Origin of the sequence: Isobaculum melis, assembly GCF_900111355.1 — a bacterium.
GTDB classification, from domain to species: Bacteria; Bacillota; Bacilli; order Lactobacillales; family Carnobacteriaceae; genus Isobaculum; species Isobaculum melis.
The window spans coordinates 21,459-37,039 of record NZ_FOHA01000004.1; the positions used below are offsets into that span (position 1 = coordinate 21,459).

Sequence of the window (15,581 nt, forward strand, 5' to 3'; positions counted from 1 at the left end):
GAGGACATCATGTCTACAAAAAATGTGAAGTTAAAAGGAACGAAAGAAGGCTATACAATTGTTTTGCATGATGTGGCTTCTTTTGAAGAAATTCTCATTGATTTAGAAGAGCTACTGTTAAATATTAGTAAACAAAATAATGCGAGTACTGAGATTTCAGTGCATGTAGATACAGAGAATCGACTACTCTCAGATGAACAATTAGCCAAAGTTTATCAGCTAGTTGAGCAACATAGCACAATGAAAATAGGCAAAGTTCAAACCAATGTACTCACTAAAGAAGCAGCCACATTATGGAAAGAATCCGAAAATGTGGCAACACTTGTAACAACAGTTAGAAATGGGCAAGTGGTGACCATGCCAGGGGATGTGATGTTGCTTGGCAGCATTCATCAAGGTGGTACATTAAAAGCAGCAGGCAATATTTATTTATTTGGTGAGTTAAAAGGGATTGTTCATGCGGGTTATCTTGGCGACGAGGATAAAGTTGTTTTTGCCAAATTTAATCATGATGCTCAAGTTAGAATTGGAGAGCAGGTCCAAATTATTGAAGGTAAGGGGAAAAATGAACCCTTAGAAGATACAACTTTTGCATATGTGAATGATTTGCATATTTTAAGTTTTGATCAACTTGACCAGATTAGAGCTATTAAGCCAAAACTGGGCAATCAAACAGGAGGTTTGTTGTAAAATGGCAATTTCAATTGTTGTAACATCTGGAAAAGGTGGCGTAGGAAAAACAACGACCACCGCGAATTTAGGTACTGGGCTAGCTTTACAAGAAAAGAAAGTCTGCTTAATTGATATGGATATTGGTCTTAGAAACTTAGATGTGGTGTTAGGCTTAGAAAATCGTATTATCTATGATATTATCGATGTGATTGAAGGTCGTGCTAAATTACATCAGGCCTTAATTAAAGATAAACGCTTTGATGATAAACTCTATTTGTTACCAGCAGCACAACATGCAGATAAAACAGCCATAAATGGTGAACAAGTAAAAGCAATTATTGATGAATTACGATCAGATTTTGATTATATTTTAATTGATTGTCCAGCTGGTATTGAAAGTGGTTTTCAAAATGCAATTGCAGGTGCTGATGAAGCAATTGTAGTAGCAACACCAGAAATTTCTGCTGTTCGAGATGCAGATCGAGTGATTGGTTTGTTAGAGAAAGCAGAAATGGCACCACCTAAATTAGTCATTAATCGCATTCGTTCTAAGATGATGCAAGATGGTGAAGTATTAGATATTGATGAAATTACAACACATTTGGCGATTGAATTACTAGGAATAGTAGTCGATGATGATACAGTCATTCGTTCATCAAACCAAGGAGAGCCTGTTATTTTAGATCCAAAAAATCAGGCTGCCCAAGGCTATCGTAATATTGTCAGAAGAATCTTAGGTGAAACAGTTCCATTAATGACGATTCACGAAGAAAAAAAGAGCTTTTTTGCAAAATTGTTTGGCAAAAAGAAATAAATATGTTATAGTTTAAAAAATTAATTGAAATGCAAGGAAGAGCAAAAGTAAACTTTGTGGCTTTTAAAGAGAGGTTACCATTGGTGGAAGGTAGCTAAAGACCTATTGTTGAACACACAGCTCAGAGCAGATTGTTGAACAGTGAATTAGATCAATACCTAGTAAACAATTCCGGGTGTACCCGTTACAGTACTAGCGTTTAGTTGTTTTGAACGTGAAGAGGCAGTTATTGTGAAATGACTGTGAAAAAAGGTGGAACCACGGTGATAACTGATATCGTCCTTTGATTTTCTATAAAGAAAATCAAGGGACTTTTTTTGTTGTCTAAGGACTGCAGCCTTAGCAAGTCACTGGAATTATTTTGATATCAGAAAGGGAGAAAATAAAAATGAAAAAAATCGGTGTGTTCATGTTAACCCTGTTAAGTGTACTCATGCTGACGGCATGTGGTAAAAATGAAAGGGCAGCAAAAGATTCCTATCCTGAAATTGAACAATCAGGAGAGCTAGTGATTGGCCTAGATGATACCTTTGCCCCGATGAGTTATCGTGATGATCAGGGAGAAATTGTTGGTTTTGATGTTGATTTAGCTAAGGCAGTTGCTCAAAAATTAGATTTAAAAGTGACATTTCAAGCGATTGATTGGTCAATGAAGGAAACAGAATTAAATGCAGGGAACATTGATTTAATTTGGAATGGCTATACCATTACTGATGAACGAAAAGAGAAAGTAGCTTTTTCAATACCTTATTTAGACAACACCCAAGCAATTATTGTTTTAAAGGATAGTCCAATTCAGACAAAAATAGAACTAAAGCAGAAAATTGTGGCCGCACAACAATCATCAAGTGCTGTAGATGCTGTGAATCACGATAAAGACCTTGCAGCTGACCAGCTAAAAGAGCTTTTGCAATATCCTTCAAATAATGATGTATTTAACGATTTGGAAGCAAAACGAAGTGAGGCCGCAGTGGCGGATGAAGTTTTGGCACGTTACTATATCCAATTAAAAGGAGAGAGCAAATATCGTATTTTAACAGATCATTTTGGCAAAGAAGAGTATGGTGTTGGCATACGTAAGTCTGATAAAAAACTCAAAGAAAAAGTAGATCAAGCTCTAACTGAGCTAAAAGAAGATGGCAGCTATCAAAAAATCTATCAAAAATGGTTTGGAGAATAGCTTAAGGAAAAAATGAGAGGTGAACCCATGTTACAATTAATCTTACCATCTTTAATGGATGGTTTAAAAATGACCTTACTATTATTTAGTCTAACTGCTGTGCTAACGATTCCATTAGGAATACTTGTTGCAATCAGCCGCATTTATGCGCCAAAAGTACTTTCTAGGCTTCTTCAAATGTATATTTATTTCATGCGAGGAACCCCTTTGCTACTTCAATTAATGGTTGCATTTTTTGGGCTACCACTTGTTGGCGTCACCCTTGATCGATTTTCGGCTGCACTCTTAGCCTTTATTTTAAATTATACAGCATATTTTGCTGAAATTTATCGTGGTGGAATTTTAGCCATCCCAAAGGGGCAGTTTGAAGCAATACAGGTTTTAGGAATTGGTAAAATAAGAGGTTTTCTGCGAATTATATTGCCGCAGGTTGGGCGGATTGTTTTACCATCTGTTGGAAATGAGGTCATTTCTTTAGTCAAAGATACCTCGTTGGTTTATGTGCTTGGCTTAGGAGAATTGCTTCGTGCGGGGCAAATTGCGGTAAATACTTATGCGTCACTTTTACCTTTTGTTCTCGTAGGTGCTATTTATCTCATCATTACAGGTGTGATTACACTAGGATTAAATCGAATTGAAAAGTCAATGATCAAGTGAGGTGGAAAAAATGACAGAAAACAGGACAATATTAACAGCTAAAAATATCAGTAAAACCTTTAATGGAAAAGTGCTTCTAAACAATTTCAATTTTAGCTTAAAGAAAAATGAAATTGTTTCATTAGTAGGTGCTTCTGGTTCAGGTAAGACAACCTTTATGCGCATACTAACAGCATTAGAACGCGCTGATAAAGGAAGTGTTCAAATCGACCAGCTTGCTTTATGTGAGACAAAAGAAAACGAGTGTCAATATGCACACAAAAAACAAATCAAAGCTTATTTACAGCAAATTGGACTGGTGTTTCAAGATTTTCAATTATTTCCCCATCTCAGTATTTTAGAAAATTGTCTTGAGGCACCATTAGCCCAAAAACTTGATTCAAAACAAAACCTGATTCAACAAGCAACAGCCTTATTAACACAAGTTCAGTTAGCAGATAAAATACATGTCATGCCACATACCTTATCAGGTGGTCAAAAACAACGAGTAGCAATCGCACGAGCATTAATGTTAAACCCAAAAGTTCTTTGCTTTGATGAACCCACTTCAGCACTAGATCAAGCAGCCAGCAAAACAATAGGTATCTTACTCCAAGAAATAGCCAAGACAGGAACAGCCATCCTACTTGTAACCCATGATTTAGCATTTGCCGAAAAATTTAGTACAAGAACAATTGATGCTACTACATTTTTAAAAAAATCAAGTCTGGCAAATACCAAAGACATTTCAGAAATGAATTGACTCTAGCGGATATATTTGGTATGATATTCTTGTTGTAAATGTGTAGCACCACAACTACAACCGCACGAAAATGAGTCCTGAGCATTTATTTGAGAAAATAAGTCACTCACAACGGCGAGTCTAAGTCTAATGAGGAGGTGCGAAAGAATGTACGCAATTATTAAAACAGGTGGTAAACAAGTTAAAGTTGAAGTTGGGCAAGCAATCTACGTTGAAAAACTTGACGTTGAAGCTGGTGAAACAATCAAATTTGATGAAGTCATCCTAGTAGGTGGCGAAAGCACTAAAGTGGGAACTCCAACAATCGAAGGAGCTACTGTTGAAGGTACTGTAGAGAAGCATGGTAAGCAGAAGAAAGTTACTACTTACAAATACAAACCTAAAAAACACACTCACCGTAAACAAGGTCATCGTCAACCTTATACAAAAGTTGTTATTAACGCAATTAACGCGTAAGAAAGAAGTGGCGTCATGATTCATGTATCCTTTAAACACAATCAAGATAAACAAATTGTTTCTTTTGAGGTTTCAGGACATGCAGGATCTGGCCCGTATGGATATGATCTTGTCTGTGCTGCTGTCTCAGCAGTAACAATCGGAACAGTCAATAGTTTGGAGAAGTTAGCTCAGTTTCAGCCGCTTGTAGAAGTGGATGAAGTTGAAGGTGGCTACCTCTATCTAGAGATTCTTCAGGATTTAAGTGAAGAGCAATTATCCACTACGCAAATTCTTTTAAAAAGCTTGTATTTAACGATGCAAGACCTTGTAAAAGAATATCCATCATTTATTGATGTTAAATCGTAAATGAATAAAAACAGGAGGTGCAATCCAAGATGTTGAAAATGAACTTACAAATGTTCGCCCACAAAAAAGGGGGCGGTTCTACTGCCAATGGACGTGACTCACAATCAAAACGTTTAGGCGCTAAACGTGCTGATGGTCAAACTGTTTCAGGTGGTTCAATCCTTTATCGTCAACGCGGTACTAAAATTTACCCTGGTGTAAACGTAGGTATTGGTGGAGATGATACTTTATTTGCAAAAGTTGACGGTGTTGTACGTTTCGAACGTAAAGGCCGCGACAAAAAACAAGTTTCTGTTTATCCAGTAGCTCAATAAGAGCTTATTATTTAAACAAATCGTTTATCCATTCTATTTTTACAGTAGAATGGATTTTTTTTAACAGGATAAGTAAGCGCTTTCTTTATGGATTTATCAGAGAATTAAAAAAAATCTAGGATGTATCTGAAAAAATTTGCCACAGGAGTTTTCAGAGACATCCTAATGTCTTGATGAGAATTTTAAATGAATCTCTTTAAAATATCCAAAAAGATCAATTCTAGCTTGAAACCTTAAGGAAAGTTCGTTAAAATGATACAGGTAGAGTAAAATGATAGAACAGAGATATTGTGGAAATAAACACAATATAAATGCAGGGAAAATGAGGTGGAACTTGTGACAAATACAGCTGTTGAACAACTCTTTAGTTGCTTTGATCAATCAACAAAAATACTACAGAATGCATTAGGTGTTTCTTATTTAGAAGCCTTAGCGGAAACTGGTGAAAATATGTTGAATGATGGTGTACCTCATGTTCAAGACGGGTTACCAAATGCACAAACAGTCATACAGTTAAAAGAGCTGTATGCTAAGCATGCTTTTAATGAGATGCCTGCAGAAGAAATCAGAAAAAGCTACCAACTGGCCTTATTGAAAGGTGCAAAAGAAGACCAACTACAACCCAATCATCAAATGACACCAGATGCAATTGGCTTTATGATGGGCTATTTGACAGAAAAAATGGTAGGTGTTAAAGCTGAGCAGTTGCGCATACTAGATCCAGCTGTTGGAACTGGAAACCTATTGTCTACAATTTACAATTTGTTTGAAGCAAAGAAAATTCAAGTTGCAGGAATTGGTGTAGATATTGATGATTTATTATTAGCACTAGCCGCTTCAGGAACAACTTTGCAACAACAAAATATTCAATTATTCCATCAAGATGGTTTGCAAGACTTATTAGTAGACCCAGTGGATATTGTCGTATCAGATTTGCCAGTTGGTTATTATCCTAATGATGATCGTGCGAAAAATTTTGAAGTTGCCGCAACAGAAGGACACTCTTATGCACATCACCTTTTGATAGAACAAAGCCTTCAGTATTTAAAAGAAGGTGGTTATGGGATATTTCTGGCACCTAGCAACCTATTTGATTCTGTAGAAGCACCTGCTTTACAAAAACTAATTGTTGCACAAAGTAATTTACAAGGGATTTTCCATTTGCCTATAGGACTGTTTAAAAATGAAGCATCACGTAAATCTATTTATGTCTTGCAGAAAAAAGGAACAGAGATATTACCTGTTAAGCAAGTGTTGCTTGCTGAGATTCCAGATTTAAAAAATCAACAAGGAATGCTTCAATTTATGAAACAAGTTGAAGAATGGCATAAAGAAAATAAATAAAAACGAACTAAGGGAGATTGAATACAAATGACAAAAACAATTGCAATTAACGCAGGTAGTTCAAGTTTAAAATGGCAACTATTTGAAATGCCATCAGAAACAGTAATCGCTAAAGGAATCGTAGAACGTATTGGCTTAAATGATTCTATTTTTACAATTAAATATGGTGAAGATCAAAAATTTGAAGTCATTCAAGATATGAATAACCATGAAGTAGCGATTGAGTTATTATTAGAAAAATTAGTGGAATTAAACATCATTGCAAACTTCGATGAAATTACTGGTGTAGGACACCGTGTAGTTGCAGGTGGAGAAATTTTTAAAGATTCTGCCTTAATTACAGACGAAGTTTTAGGTCAAATTGAAGAATTAGCTGATTTAGCACCATTACACAATCCAGCTAATGCAACAGGAATTAAAGCGTTCAAAAAATTATTACCAAATGTAACTGCTGTAGCAGTTTTCGATACTTCATTCCATACAACAATGCCAAAAACAAGCTATTTATATAGCATTCCAATGGATTACTATGAAAAATACGCTGCACGTAAATATGGTGCACATGGAACAAGCCACAAATATGTTTCAGAACGCGCTGCTGAAATGTTAGGTAAACCAATTGAAGAATTAAAATTAATTTCTGCTCACCTAGGAAATGGTGCTTCAATCACTGCAATTGATGGTGGTAAATCTGTTGATACTTCAATGGGCTTCACACCATTAGCAGGTGTAACAATGGGAACACGTTCAGGCGATATCGATCCTTCATTGATTGCTTACCTAATGGGTAAATTAAACATCACTGATATTAACGAATTCATTAATATTTTAAACAAACAATCTGGTTTACTTGGTTTATCAGGTGTTTCAAGTGATATGCGTGATTTAGAAACTGCACAATTAACAAATGAAGATGCAAATATTGCCCTACGTATTTTTGCAGATCGTATCAAAAAATACATTGGTTCATATGCTGCAACAATGAATGGTGTTGACGCGATTATTTTCACTGCTGGTATTGGTGAAAATGATATCAATATGCGTAAAGAAATCATTGATGGTTTAACATTCTTAGGTTGTGAAATGGATGAGGTATTAAACAATGTTCGTAGTGATGAACGTGTAATTTCAACAGCTGACTCAAAAGTTAAAGTATTACTGATTCCTACAGATGAAGAAGTAATGATTGCGCGTGATGTAGAGCGTCTATCTAAATAATTAAGTAAAAAAAGGTAGTGAAGAATGTTCTTCACTACCTTTTGCTTATGCTTCTTTTTTTTCATCAATCGGTTGATTATCTAAGCCGGTACGAACAATGAGTACATCACAATGTGCATGTCGAATGACATAATCAGAAACAGAACCAATAAATAAACGTTCTACAGCATTTAACCCTGTTGCACCTAGCATAATTAAATCAATATTATTTTCCTCTGGTAATTGTTTGGCAATAATGGCTTTTGGAGAACCATATTCGATAGAAACTTCAACTTTTTTAATTCCTTGCTTCTTGGCATAGGCTTGATATTCAGCTAAAGTGGTTTCAGCAGATTTAGTTGCTTGTTCTGCCATTGCACCATCATAGCTCGTAACGCTTTGGAAGGCGCGTGTATCGATAACATGAGTGAGCAATAAGGTTGATTGATTTCGTTTAGCAACTTCTACAGCCTTTTGAAAAGCGCGTTCTGATTCATCTGAACCATCGATTGCTACAAGAATGTGGTGATATTGGTTTAACATAGAAAACACCCCTTTTATTGAACTTCTTTACACCTTGAGTTTAACACACTCAAAAGAATTTTTAAAATAATAGTTATTAAAAGCTGAAAATGATAGAATGGAGCTAGGTAGGTGAGAAAATTGGAAAAAGGTAAGGTATTGATTGAAATTGCCTTTAGAAAAGGTCCCTTTAAAATGTTCTTAGCTTTTGCAAAAGAAAAAGGCATACGCTATGTAGGAGAGATTGATATGGCTGCCTTAGAAGAATTTTCACAAAAAAAGGGTGTTGGTTCAGTTAAAATGTTTTCTGTAATAGAAAGACTAGCAGGTCCATTAGATTATATTCAAGAAGAATTATTTCCTGAAAGAGACATAAAAAATAAGTAGTTTGCTCCTGTTTAAATACGAAGCAAACTACTTATTTTTATGATAATCTTTTAGTAATCCCACGTGCAAATTGAAAAATAAATAAGCAAATTAAGATTAAGAAAATATACCAAATCATTTTTGAATCAATAAAAATGAGGACACAAGAAGCGACGCCAAAAAATAACATGATCCATCCATTGATTTTAAAAAATTGTTTATTTTTTTCATTGGTTTGATTTTGAAGTAAAATATTACTACCACGGCCACTTAATAAATACCAGGCCATAATAAAAAAGATTGAGGCAAGAATGCCCATTAAGATATAATAAATCATATCAATACACCATACTTTCTGAAGCGTTACTATTTTTTTATTATAGCACATAATAAAAATTAGTTAAAAAATAAGACCTCAGAATGCATTAATTTGAAAAAGTAGTATTGCGGACTTTCCAATCCTCTAGTTTGATACTTACCCAAAGACCATAAATACCAAGTGTTATAATGGTTAATAGCAACCATTTAATCCAGTGACCAAATAAGCTAACGGCTGTCCCATTAAACTGTAATCTTTTTCCTTCAACTACGGTATGATTAATTTTCCAACCATATACCATACATAAAGCCCAAGGATAGCAAATACCAAGTGTAAAGATTGTAATGATTCCCCCTAATAATGACCAACCGATAAAACTTAATAATCCCCCATCAAAAAATGATGTTCTCCCATTTCTCATTTCCATAAACTTTTAATCTCCTTATAAAATAATCATTAGATTTTTATTCTATCATGATTTGATAGGCTTTCCAAATGTAATCTTAAAAAGTGGGGGCTTTTTAGTAGCAGATATCGTTATATTGTCGATTAAACAGAAATAAATGATTTTAGATAATGTGGCACAAAAAAACTATTAGCAAGAATTCCATTCTGCTAATAGTTCCTGATTAAAATAACGTGTCCGGGGAGATTCGAACTCACGACCGCTCGCTTAGAAGGCGAGTGCTCTATCCAGCTGAGCTACGGACACCTGTTAAATTTGTACACTGACCAAAGTCGTTGTAGCAAATAAATGAGTCACTCAAATGACTACGTTTCTAATTATACATAGTTCAGTGTAAATATTCAAGATAATTTTGATAAAATATACAAAAGAATACCAAAACCCTCTCATATCATTAGATAAAAGAGGGTTTTCTTACTTATTTAGTGGTAATTTCTAATAATTTATCACGTAAATCATTTTCCATGACAGCTAATTCTTGTTCAGCTGCCTTACGTTTATGACGACCATCTTCTTGAATCTTCAAGGTTTCTTGTAAGGTTTCAATTAAATCACTTTGTGTTTTTTGTAAGGTTTCCACATCAACAATACCACGCTCATTTTCAATAGCTGTTTCAATAGCGGAAGTTTTCAGCATTTCTGAATTTTTCTTCATTAAGTCATTTGTTGTTTCAGAGACTTGTCGTTGAGCCGTAACCGCATCTTTTTGACGAATTAAGGTTAAGGCAATCGCAATTTGATTTTTCCATAAAGGAATTGCTGTATGAATAGAGGATTGAATTTTTTCTGCCAAAGCCTGATTGGTATTTTGAATCAAACGAATTTGCGGTGCTTGTTGAATCGTAATTTGTCTTGCCAATCTTAAATCATGGGTCCGTTTATCTAAACGATCAGCAAACTGATTTAAATCATTAACGGCTTGGACATCCATTTGATCCCCTGATGCGGTTGCTTTTTCATTAGCTGCTGGAATTAATTCCTGGTGTAACTCCTCTAATTTCACTTCACCAGCTGCAATATAGATATTTAATGCATTGAAATAATCTTTATTTTTATCATAAAGCTGTTCTAATAGAGTGTTATCACTCAATAAAGCTTCTTTTTCTTTATCCAATTTAAAGGCAACCTTATCAATTTGCGCCCCAATTTTTTGATATTTTGCAGTCATTTCAAAAACAGACTGTCTTGCTTTCCCAAAGAACCGTCTCAACATACTGTTTTCCTGCGCTTGTAACTCACTTGGCTTCGCTTCAGTTAAACGATACATCAAATCATTAAGAGAACGACCAATATCACCTGTATCTTGATTTTGCACATGATTTAACATGGTATGAGAAAATTCTCCCAATTTTTGCTGAGCAGCCGCACCATATGACATCACAGATTGTGCATCTGCAACATTAATTTGTGAAGCTAATTCTCTAGCTTGTTGCTGTCTTTCAATAGGGAGCTTATCTAATAAAGAGGAGCTCATTTCTGCTTTGATTTCTTTTTTAGTCATTGCTGGTTTTGGATTTTCAACATCAAATGGGTTGTTTAATAAATCATCTAATTCACTACTCACATCTTTAACCTTTAATTCTACTAAATTATCTTTTTCTTCCATATAGATACACCTCTTAGTTTATATTCTCTTTATTTTATCATGAAGCTCTTACTTTTTCGCATGTTCTGCATCAGTTACTGCTTCTTCATTTTCTTCAGTAAAGAAAGTAGCATAGTCCTGTGAAATATCCTGACACAATTGATCAATTCCTTCAGCACTCTCATTAATGGCTTCATAAACTGCTTTATTTTTAATTTCTTGCTGATTGATCTCAAGGTAGTGCGTGGTTAATTCTAATAAGGAAGGTAGATGCACATAAAGGAATTGATCGACTTCATGTAAACGAAGCGGATGATTGGTAATCCCTTTGAATAGACCATGCATAATCTTCACTGTATTGTTACGACTTTCAATGGCTTGAAGCTTGGTTGTATAGATCATATTTTTTTCAATTGCGACAATTTGTTCTTTCGCTGTAGACATTGTTTCTCTAAAAAAATCAATTTCTTGCTTATCTAACCCTAAAGCTGCATATTGTTCTTGCTTTTTGATAGAAGCTTTTTTCTTTTTATCAGGAAGGATGATAATGAAGAGAATCAAACTAATGATAAAAAATGGAAGAAAATCTTCACTGATGCCATCGAAAAAGAAGTAGAAAACAGAGAAACCAGTTGTCACAATAAGTAAGTAAATCGCCATTTTTTTTATTTTATTCATAGTGGATCACTCCTAATTTCCAGTTTATAAAGTTGCTAGTTGCGATTCTTTATCATGCCCTTATATTAGCATAATTGTTTGATGAAATGCTATCAGCCCTAAGATTGATTTTTTATTAGTATAACCTAGATTCTTTAATTTTTCGTTAACTAATTGCACAAATTCGTAGTGGGCGGTATGATATAGAAGAGAAATTTGAATCTAGCTAGCAGAAGGAGTGACAAGATGAAATTTGAAGAAAAAACAACACATAGAGAAACCATTTATCAGGGGAAAATCATTGATTTATTCTTGGATGATGTGCAATTGCCTGATGGAAAAGCAGCAAAGCGTGAGCTGGTAAAGCATCCAGGAGCCGTGGCGATTATTGCATTTGTAGAAGCAGATAAAATGATTTTTGTGCGTCAATATAGAAAAGCTTTAGAAAAAACGATTGTTGAAATCCCAGCTGGCAAAATTGATCCAACTGATACAGATCATTTAGAAACCGCAAAACGTGAATTAGAAGAGGAAACAGCCTATCAAGCAAAAGCATTTTATTATGATACTTCTTTTTATACCTCACCTGGTTTTGCAGATGAATTGTTACATGTCTATGTTGCAGAAGGCTTACATCAAGTTGCACAGCCATTAGCACAGGATGAAGATGAGTTTATTGAACTACTGGAATGGGATTTCAATGAAGCTTGGGCAGCCTACCAAAATGGTGAAATCATTGATGCTAAAACAGTTTATGCTTTGATGTTTTGGAAATTGAAACGAGAAAAAGTAGGTGAATAAATTGTCAGAAGAAGGCTTAACACGAGCAGAAATACGTGCACAGAAAGAAAAAGAAGAGCAAGAATTGATTGAACGTGACCGTAAAAGAAGACAGGCAGAAAAAGAATATAAAAAGCAATTAAAAAAAGAGGGAAGATTAACAACTAGTCGAACAGAAGAACGATCAAAAAGCAGAGAAGCGGGTGCCATTTTAGATAAAGCAATTATCATTGTGGCCAGTTTAATTGTGATTGTTATGTTGATTTTATTTTTTGTATAGAAAGAGGGAATAGTGTGGCTAAGATTGGGATTATTGGTGCAATGGAAGAAGAATTACGGATTTTAAGAGAAAAAATGACGATTACCAAAGAATATACAATTGCAGGTGCAGCCTTCACAGAGGGATTGCTAGAAAATCATGAAGTCGTGGTAGTTCTTTGTGGAATTGGTAAAGTAAATGCAGCCTTAACAACAACATTATTGTTAAATCAAGGCGATTTTTCAGCAGTCATTAATACAGGGTCAGCAGGTGCTTTAAAATCAGGCATGGAAATTGGTGATATTGTGATTTCAAATGAAGTGGCTTATCATGATGTAGATGTAACCGCCTTTGGTTATCTGATGGGACAAGTTCCACAAATGCCAGCAAGATATCTTGCAGATAAAGCATTAGTTGAACAGGCGCAACTAGCAGCGGCAGAAACAGCTTTACCATCACATGTTGGATTGATTGTTTCAAGCGATTCATTTATTGCCAGTAAAGAAGCAAGTGAAAGGATTTTGGCACATTTTCCAGATGTTTACGCTTCTGAAATGGAAGGAGCTGCTATTGCTCAAGTTGCCCATCGTTTCAAAACACCTTTTGTTGTTGTTCGTGCCATGTCAGATACTGCTAGCGAAGAAGCAACGGTTGATTTCGATACATTCATTATTGAAGCTGGAAAACGTTCAGCCAATTTTGTTTGTCAGCTATTAACCCATCTAGCTTAACCATTACAATAGGAGGTATTTAAAATGAAAGCTCTTATTTTAATTGATTATACCAATGATTTTGTTGCAACAGATGGTGCGTTAATAACTGGGGAAGCAGGACAAAAGATTGAAGCTGAACTGGTTGCCTTGACACAACAATTTGTTGCGCAAGAAGATTTGCTTGTTTTTGCAGTTGATGGTCATGATCAAAATGATAACTATCATCCGGAAAACAAGCTATTTCCTCCACATAATTTAATTGGGACAACTGGTAGAGCGTTATATGGTCAACTTAATCAAGTTTATCAAGCAATCAAAAATTTACCTCAAGTCTATTGGCTAGATAAACGACACTATTCTAGCTTTAGTGGAACTGATTTAGATAGCCGTTTAAGAGAGCGTGGCATTCAAGAAATTCACTTAGCAGGTGTTTGTACAGATATTTGTGTCCTGCATACAGCGATTGATGCTTACAACTTAGGCTATCAAATTGTGATTCATGCTCATGCAGTTGCAAGCTTTGATCCTATTGGACATGATTGGGCACTGCGTCATTTTAAAGAAACATTAGGCGCAACCATCATTATGTAAAAAAAAGTTTGACATTAAAGTGAAAAGATTATATACTAAGAGAGTTGAGAAAACAAAGCAGAAGCTACCCGCTTCTCGCCTTAGTAACAAATGATGTTACTGGGCTAGATAACGAAACTATCTTACACATTCGTGTAAGTTCGTATAGTGGCGGGTTCAGTAATGAACTTGCCTTTTTTTCTGCCTTAATTTCTCTAAACTTATTTGGAGGTGGATGATCATAGCAAAAGATATGATGGTAAATGACGGCATTCGTGCTCGTGAATTGCGCCTAATCGGTAGCGATGGAGAACAGCTCGGTGTTAAGTCTAAAAGCGAAGCCTTAAAGATTGCTGAAGATGCGAATCTTGATTTGGTACTTGTAGCAGCGACTGCAAAACCGCCTGTAGCTAGAATTATGGACTACGGTAAACATCGTTTTGAACAGCAAAAGAAAGAACGTGAAGCACGTAAGAATCAAAAAGTTGTAAGCATTAAAGAAGTGCGCTTAAGCCCTACAATTGATGTGAATGATTTTAATACAAAATTACGTAATGCACGTAAGTTCCTTGAAAAAGGAGATAAGGTGAAAGCATCTATCCGATTTAAAGGTCGTGCTATTACTCATAAAGAGATTGGCCAACGTGTTTTAGATCGCTTAGCTGAAGAAACAGCTGATGTTTCAACTGTTGAATCAAAAGCAAAAATGGATGGACGTAGTATGTTCTTGGTCTTAGCACCAAAGAATGATAAGTAATATCGATTGATTTTGAGGAGGAAATACAAATGCCAAAACAAAAAACACACCGCGGTTCTGCGAAACGTTTCAAAAGAACAGGTAACGGCGGACTAAAACGTCATAGCGCTTTTACAAGCCATATGTTTGCGAACAAATCAACTAAACAAAAACGTAAATTACGCAAAGCATCTATGGTTTCAAAAGGCGATTTCAAACGTATTCGTCAACAATTATCTCAAATGAAGTAGTCTTTATTTGAAAAGCCAATGACTATAAAAATTATGAAGAAGAGTTTTCAATAATAGAGAACTACTTATGAGGAGGAATTTACTATGCCACGAGTTAAAGGTGGAACAGTTACCCGTAAACGCCGTAAAAAGATTATTAAATTAGCAAAAGGTTACTATGGTTCAAAGAGCATTCTTTTCAAGGTTGCGAACCAACAAGTAATGAAATCATATCAATATGCTTACAGAGATCGTCGTCAAAAGAAACGTGATTTCCGTAAACTATGGATTGCACGTATTAATGCAGGTGCTCGTATGAATAACTTGAGCTACAGTGTATTAATGCATGGATTAAAAGTTGCTGGTATTGATATTAACCGCAAAATGTTAGCTGATTTGGCAGTACATGATCCTGCTGCGTTCACAGCTTTAACTGATCAAGCAAAAGCTGCTTTAAACAAATAAGTCTCATATAAGACCAAGAAATAAGTTTTATTTCTTGGTCTTTTTTTTGTGCAATTTACAATAATAGCATAACTTGACTTAAGATAGGATGAAGAACAGTCGTTTTCAAAAAATTGAACGAAAAAAATGAAAATAATGGGGAAAAGGCTAAACTGCAGAAAGGTAAATAAGGTGTAGGGAGCCAAATTA

The 15,581-nt window shown here is 35.2% G+C and carries 23 protein-coding genes, 1 tRNA gene and 3 other annotated features; of the genes, 18 read left to right on the forward strand and 6 right to left on the reverse strand.

All coding sequences use genetic code 11. From position 1 onward, the window contains the following. Positions 1-9 precede the first annotated feature (9 nt). The 10 genes from BMW29_RS04445 to BMW29_RS04490 all read left to right on the forward strand — a co-directional run bounded on the left by BMW29_RS04445 (position 10) and on the right by BMW29_RS04490 (position 7,745). Positions 10-690, forward strand: a complete 681-nt coding sequence (locus tag BMW29_RS04445; RefSeq protein WP_092650762.1) for a septum site-determining protein MinC — start codon at positions 10-12, stop codon at positions 688-690. 1 nt (position 691) lies between these two features. Beyond that, positions 692-1,486 carry a septum site-determining protein MinD gene (gene minD, locus BMW29_RS04450; protein ID WP_092650764.1) on the forward strand — a complete coding sequence of 265 codons (795 nt, stop codon included), beginning with the start codon at positions 692-694 and terminating at the stop codon, positions 1,484-1,486. Between the two features lie 25 nt (positions 1,487-1,511). Continuing rightward, positions 1,512-1,773 (forward strand) — a binding site (T-box leader). Between the two features lie 101 nt (positions 1,774-1,874). After that, on the forward strand, positions 1,875-2,666 hold the full coding sequence (locus BMW29_RS04455) for an amino acid ABC transporter substrate-binding protein (RefSeq protein WP_092650766.1): 792 nt from the start codon (positions 1,875-1,877) through the stop codon (positions 2,664-2,666). A gap of 27 nt (positions 2,667-2,693) precedes the next feature. Beyond that, the gene (locus BMW29_RS04460) at positions 2,694-3,323 is read left to right on the forward strand and encodes an amino acid ABC transporter permease (RefSeq protein WP_092650768.1); all 630 of its coding nucleotides are present in this window, start codon (positions 2,694-2,696) and stop codon (positions 3,321-3,323) included. Between the two features lie 10 nt (positions 3,324-3,333). Then, positions 3,334-4,065: an amino acid ABC transporter ATP-binding protein gene (locus BMW29_RS04465; protein ID WP_092650770.1), complete on the forward strand. Its 732-nt coding sequence runs from the start codon at positions 3,334-3,336 to the stop codon at positions 4,063-4,065. A gap of 48 nt (positions 4,066-4,113) precedes the next feature. Beyond that, positions 4,114-4,197: a sequence feature (ribosomal protein L21 leader region), on the forward strand. Between the two features lie 15 nt (positions 4,198-4,212). Continuing rightward, positions 4,213-4,521, forward strand: a complete 309-nt coding sequence (gene rplU / locus BMW29_RS04470; protein ID WP_092650772.1) for a 50S ribosomal protein L21 — start codon at positions 4,213-4,215, stop codon at positions 4,519-4,521. 15 nt (positions 4,522-4,536) lie between these two features. Continuing rightward, positions 4,537-4,869: a ribosomal-processing cysteine protease Prp gene (locus tag BMW29_RS04475; RefSeq protein WP_092650774.1), complete on the forward strand. Its 333-nt coding sequence runs from the start codon at positions 4,537-4,539 to the stop codon at positions 4,867-4,869. A gap of 29 nt (positions 4,870-4,898) precedes the next feature. After that, positions 4,899-5,183, forward strand: a complete 285-nt coding sequence (gene rpmA / locus BMW29_RS04480; protein ID WP_092650776.1) for a 50S ribosomal protein L27 — start codon at positions 4,899-4,901, stop codon at positions 5,181-5,183. A gap of 336 nt (positions 5,184-5,519) precedes the next feature. Further along, positions 5,520-6,527 carry a class I SAM-dependent methyltransferase gene (locus BMW29_RS04485; RefSeq protein ID WP_092650778.1) on the forward strand — a complete coding sequence of 336 codons (1,008 nt, stop codon included), beginning with the start codon at positions 5,520-5,522 and terminating at the stop codon, positions 6,525-6,527. Positions 6,528-6,554: 27 nt separating this feature from the next. Next, positions 6,555-7,745, forward strand: a complete 1,191-nt coding sequence (locus BMW29_RS04490) for an acetate/propionate family kinase (protein WP_092650780.1) — start codon at positions 6,555-6,557, stop codon at positions 7,743-7,745. Between the two features lie 45 nt (positions 7,746-7,790). Here the strand turns inward: BMW29_RS04490 and BMW29_RS04495 are convergent, their stop codons facing one another. Then, a complete protein-coding gene (locus BMW29_RS04495) occupies positions 7,791-8,267 on the reverse strand; it encodes a universal stress protein (RefSeq protein ID WP_092650782.1) in 477 nt (158 codons plus the stop codon). Positions 8,268-8,378: 111 nt separating this feature from the next. Here BMW29_RS04495 and BMW29_RS04500 point away from each other — a divergent pair, with 111 nt between their 5' ends. After that, on the forward strand, positions 8,379-8,633 hold the full coding sequence (locus tag BMW29_RS04500; protein ID WP_092650784.1) for a hypothetical protein: 255 nt from the start codon (positions 8,379-8,381) through the stop codon (positions 8,631-8,633). Positions 8,634-8,670: 37 nt separating this feature from the next. Here BMW29_RS04500 and BMW29_RS04505 read toward each other — a convergent pair whose 3' ends face one another. The 5 genes from BMW29_RS04505 to BMW29_RS04525 all read right to left on the reverse strand — a co-directional run bounded on the left by BMW29_RS04505 (position 8,671) and on the right by BMW29_RS04525 (position 11,660). After that, positions 8,671-8,949, reverse strand: coding sequence for a hypothetical protein (locus BMW29_RS04505; RefSeq protein ID WP_092650786.1), 279 nt, complete (start codon positions 8,947-8,949; stop codon positions 8,671-8,673). Positions 8,950-9,037: 88 nt separating this feature from the next. Continuing rightward, complete coding sequence (locus BMW29_RS04510) at positions 9,038-9,358, reverse strand: DUF898 family protein (protein WP_092650788.1); 321 nt, start codon at positions 9,356-9,358, stop codon at positions 9,038-9,040. A 211-nt stretch (positions 9,359-9,569) separates the two neighbouring features. Next, positions 9,570-9,643 (reverse strand) — tRNA-Arg (locus tag BMW29_RS04515). 172 nt (positions 9,644-9,815) lie between these two features. Continuing rightward, positions 9,816-11,003, reverse strand: a complete 1,188-nt coding sequence (locus BMW29_RS04520) for a toxic anion resistance protein (protein ID WP_092650790.1) — start codon at positions 11,001-11,003, stop codon at positions 9,816-9,818. A gap of 48 nt (positions 11,004-11,051) precedes the next feature. Further along, positions 11,052-11,660, reverse strand: a complete 609-nt coding sequence (locus BMW29_RS04525; RefSeq protein WP_092650792.1) for a 5-bromo-4-chloroindolyl phosphate hydrolysis family protein — start codon at positions 11,658-11,660, stop codon at positions 11,052-11,054. A 225-nt stretch (positions 11,661-11,885) separates the two neighbouring features. Between BMW29_RS04525 and BMW29_RS04530 the strand changes: the two genes are divergently transcribed. The 7 genes from BMW29_RS04530 to rplT all read left to right on the forward strand — a co-directional run bounded on the left by BMW29_RS04530 (position 11,886) and on the right by rplT (position 15,392). Next, positions 11,886-12,440, forward strand: coding sequence for an NUDIX hydrolase (locus BMW29_RS04530; RefSeq protein WP_092650794.1), 555 nt, complete (start codon positions 11,886-11,888; stop codon positions 12,438-12,440). Further along, on the forward strand, positions 12,433-12,699 hold the full coding sequence (locus BMW29_RS04535; protein WP_245706227.1) for a hypothetical protein: 267 nt from the start codon (positions 12,433-12,435) through the stop codon (positions 12,697-12,699). Before BMW29_RS04530 ends, BMW29_RS04535 begins: the two co-directional genes overlap by 8 nt. 14 nt (positions 12,700-12,713) lie before the next feature. Continuing rightward, positions 12,714-13,409 (forward strand): 5'-methylthioadenosine/adenosylhomocysteine nucleosidase, encoded by a 696-nt coding sequence (locus BMW29_RS04540; RefSeq protein WP_092650798.1) that lies wholly within the window; start codon positions 12,714-12,716, stop codon positions 13,407-13,409. A 24-nt stretch (positions 13,410-13,433) separates the two neighbouring features. After that, complete coding sequence (locus tag BMW29_RS04545) at positions 13,434-13,982, forward strand: cysteine hydrolase family protein (RefSeq protein ID WP_092650800.1); 549 nt, start codon at positions 13,434-13,436, stop codon at positions 13,980-13,982. 49 nt (positions 13,983-14,031) lie between these two features. Then, positions 14,032-14,168, forward strand: a sequence feature (ribosomal protein L20 leader region). Between the two features lie 28 nt (positions 14,169-14,196). Then, a complete protein-coding gene (gene infC, locus BMW29_RS04550; protein ID WP_092650802.1) occupies positions 14,197-14,718 on the forward strand; it encodes a translation initiation factor IF-3 in 522 nt (173 codons plus the stop codon). A gap of 29 nt (positions 14,719-14,747) precedes the next feature. Next, positions 14,748-14,948, forward strand: a complete 201-nt coding sequence (rpmI, locus tag BMW29_RS04555; RefSeq protein WP_092650804.1) for a 50S ribosomal protein L35 — start codon at positions 14,748-14,750, stop codon at positions 14,946-14,948. Between the two features lie 84 nt (positions 14,949-15,032). Continuing rightward, positions 15,033-15,392 (forward strand): 50S ribosomal protein L20, encoded by a 360-nt coding sequence (gene rplT, locus BMW29_RS04560; RefSeq protein WP_092650806.1) that lies wholly within the window; start codon positions 15,033-15,035, stop codon positions 15,390-15,392. Positions 15,393-15,581 lie beyond the last annotated feature (189 nt).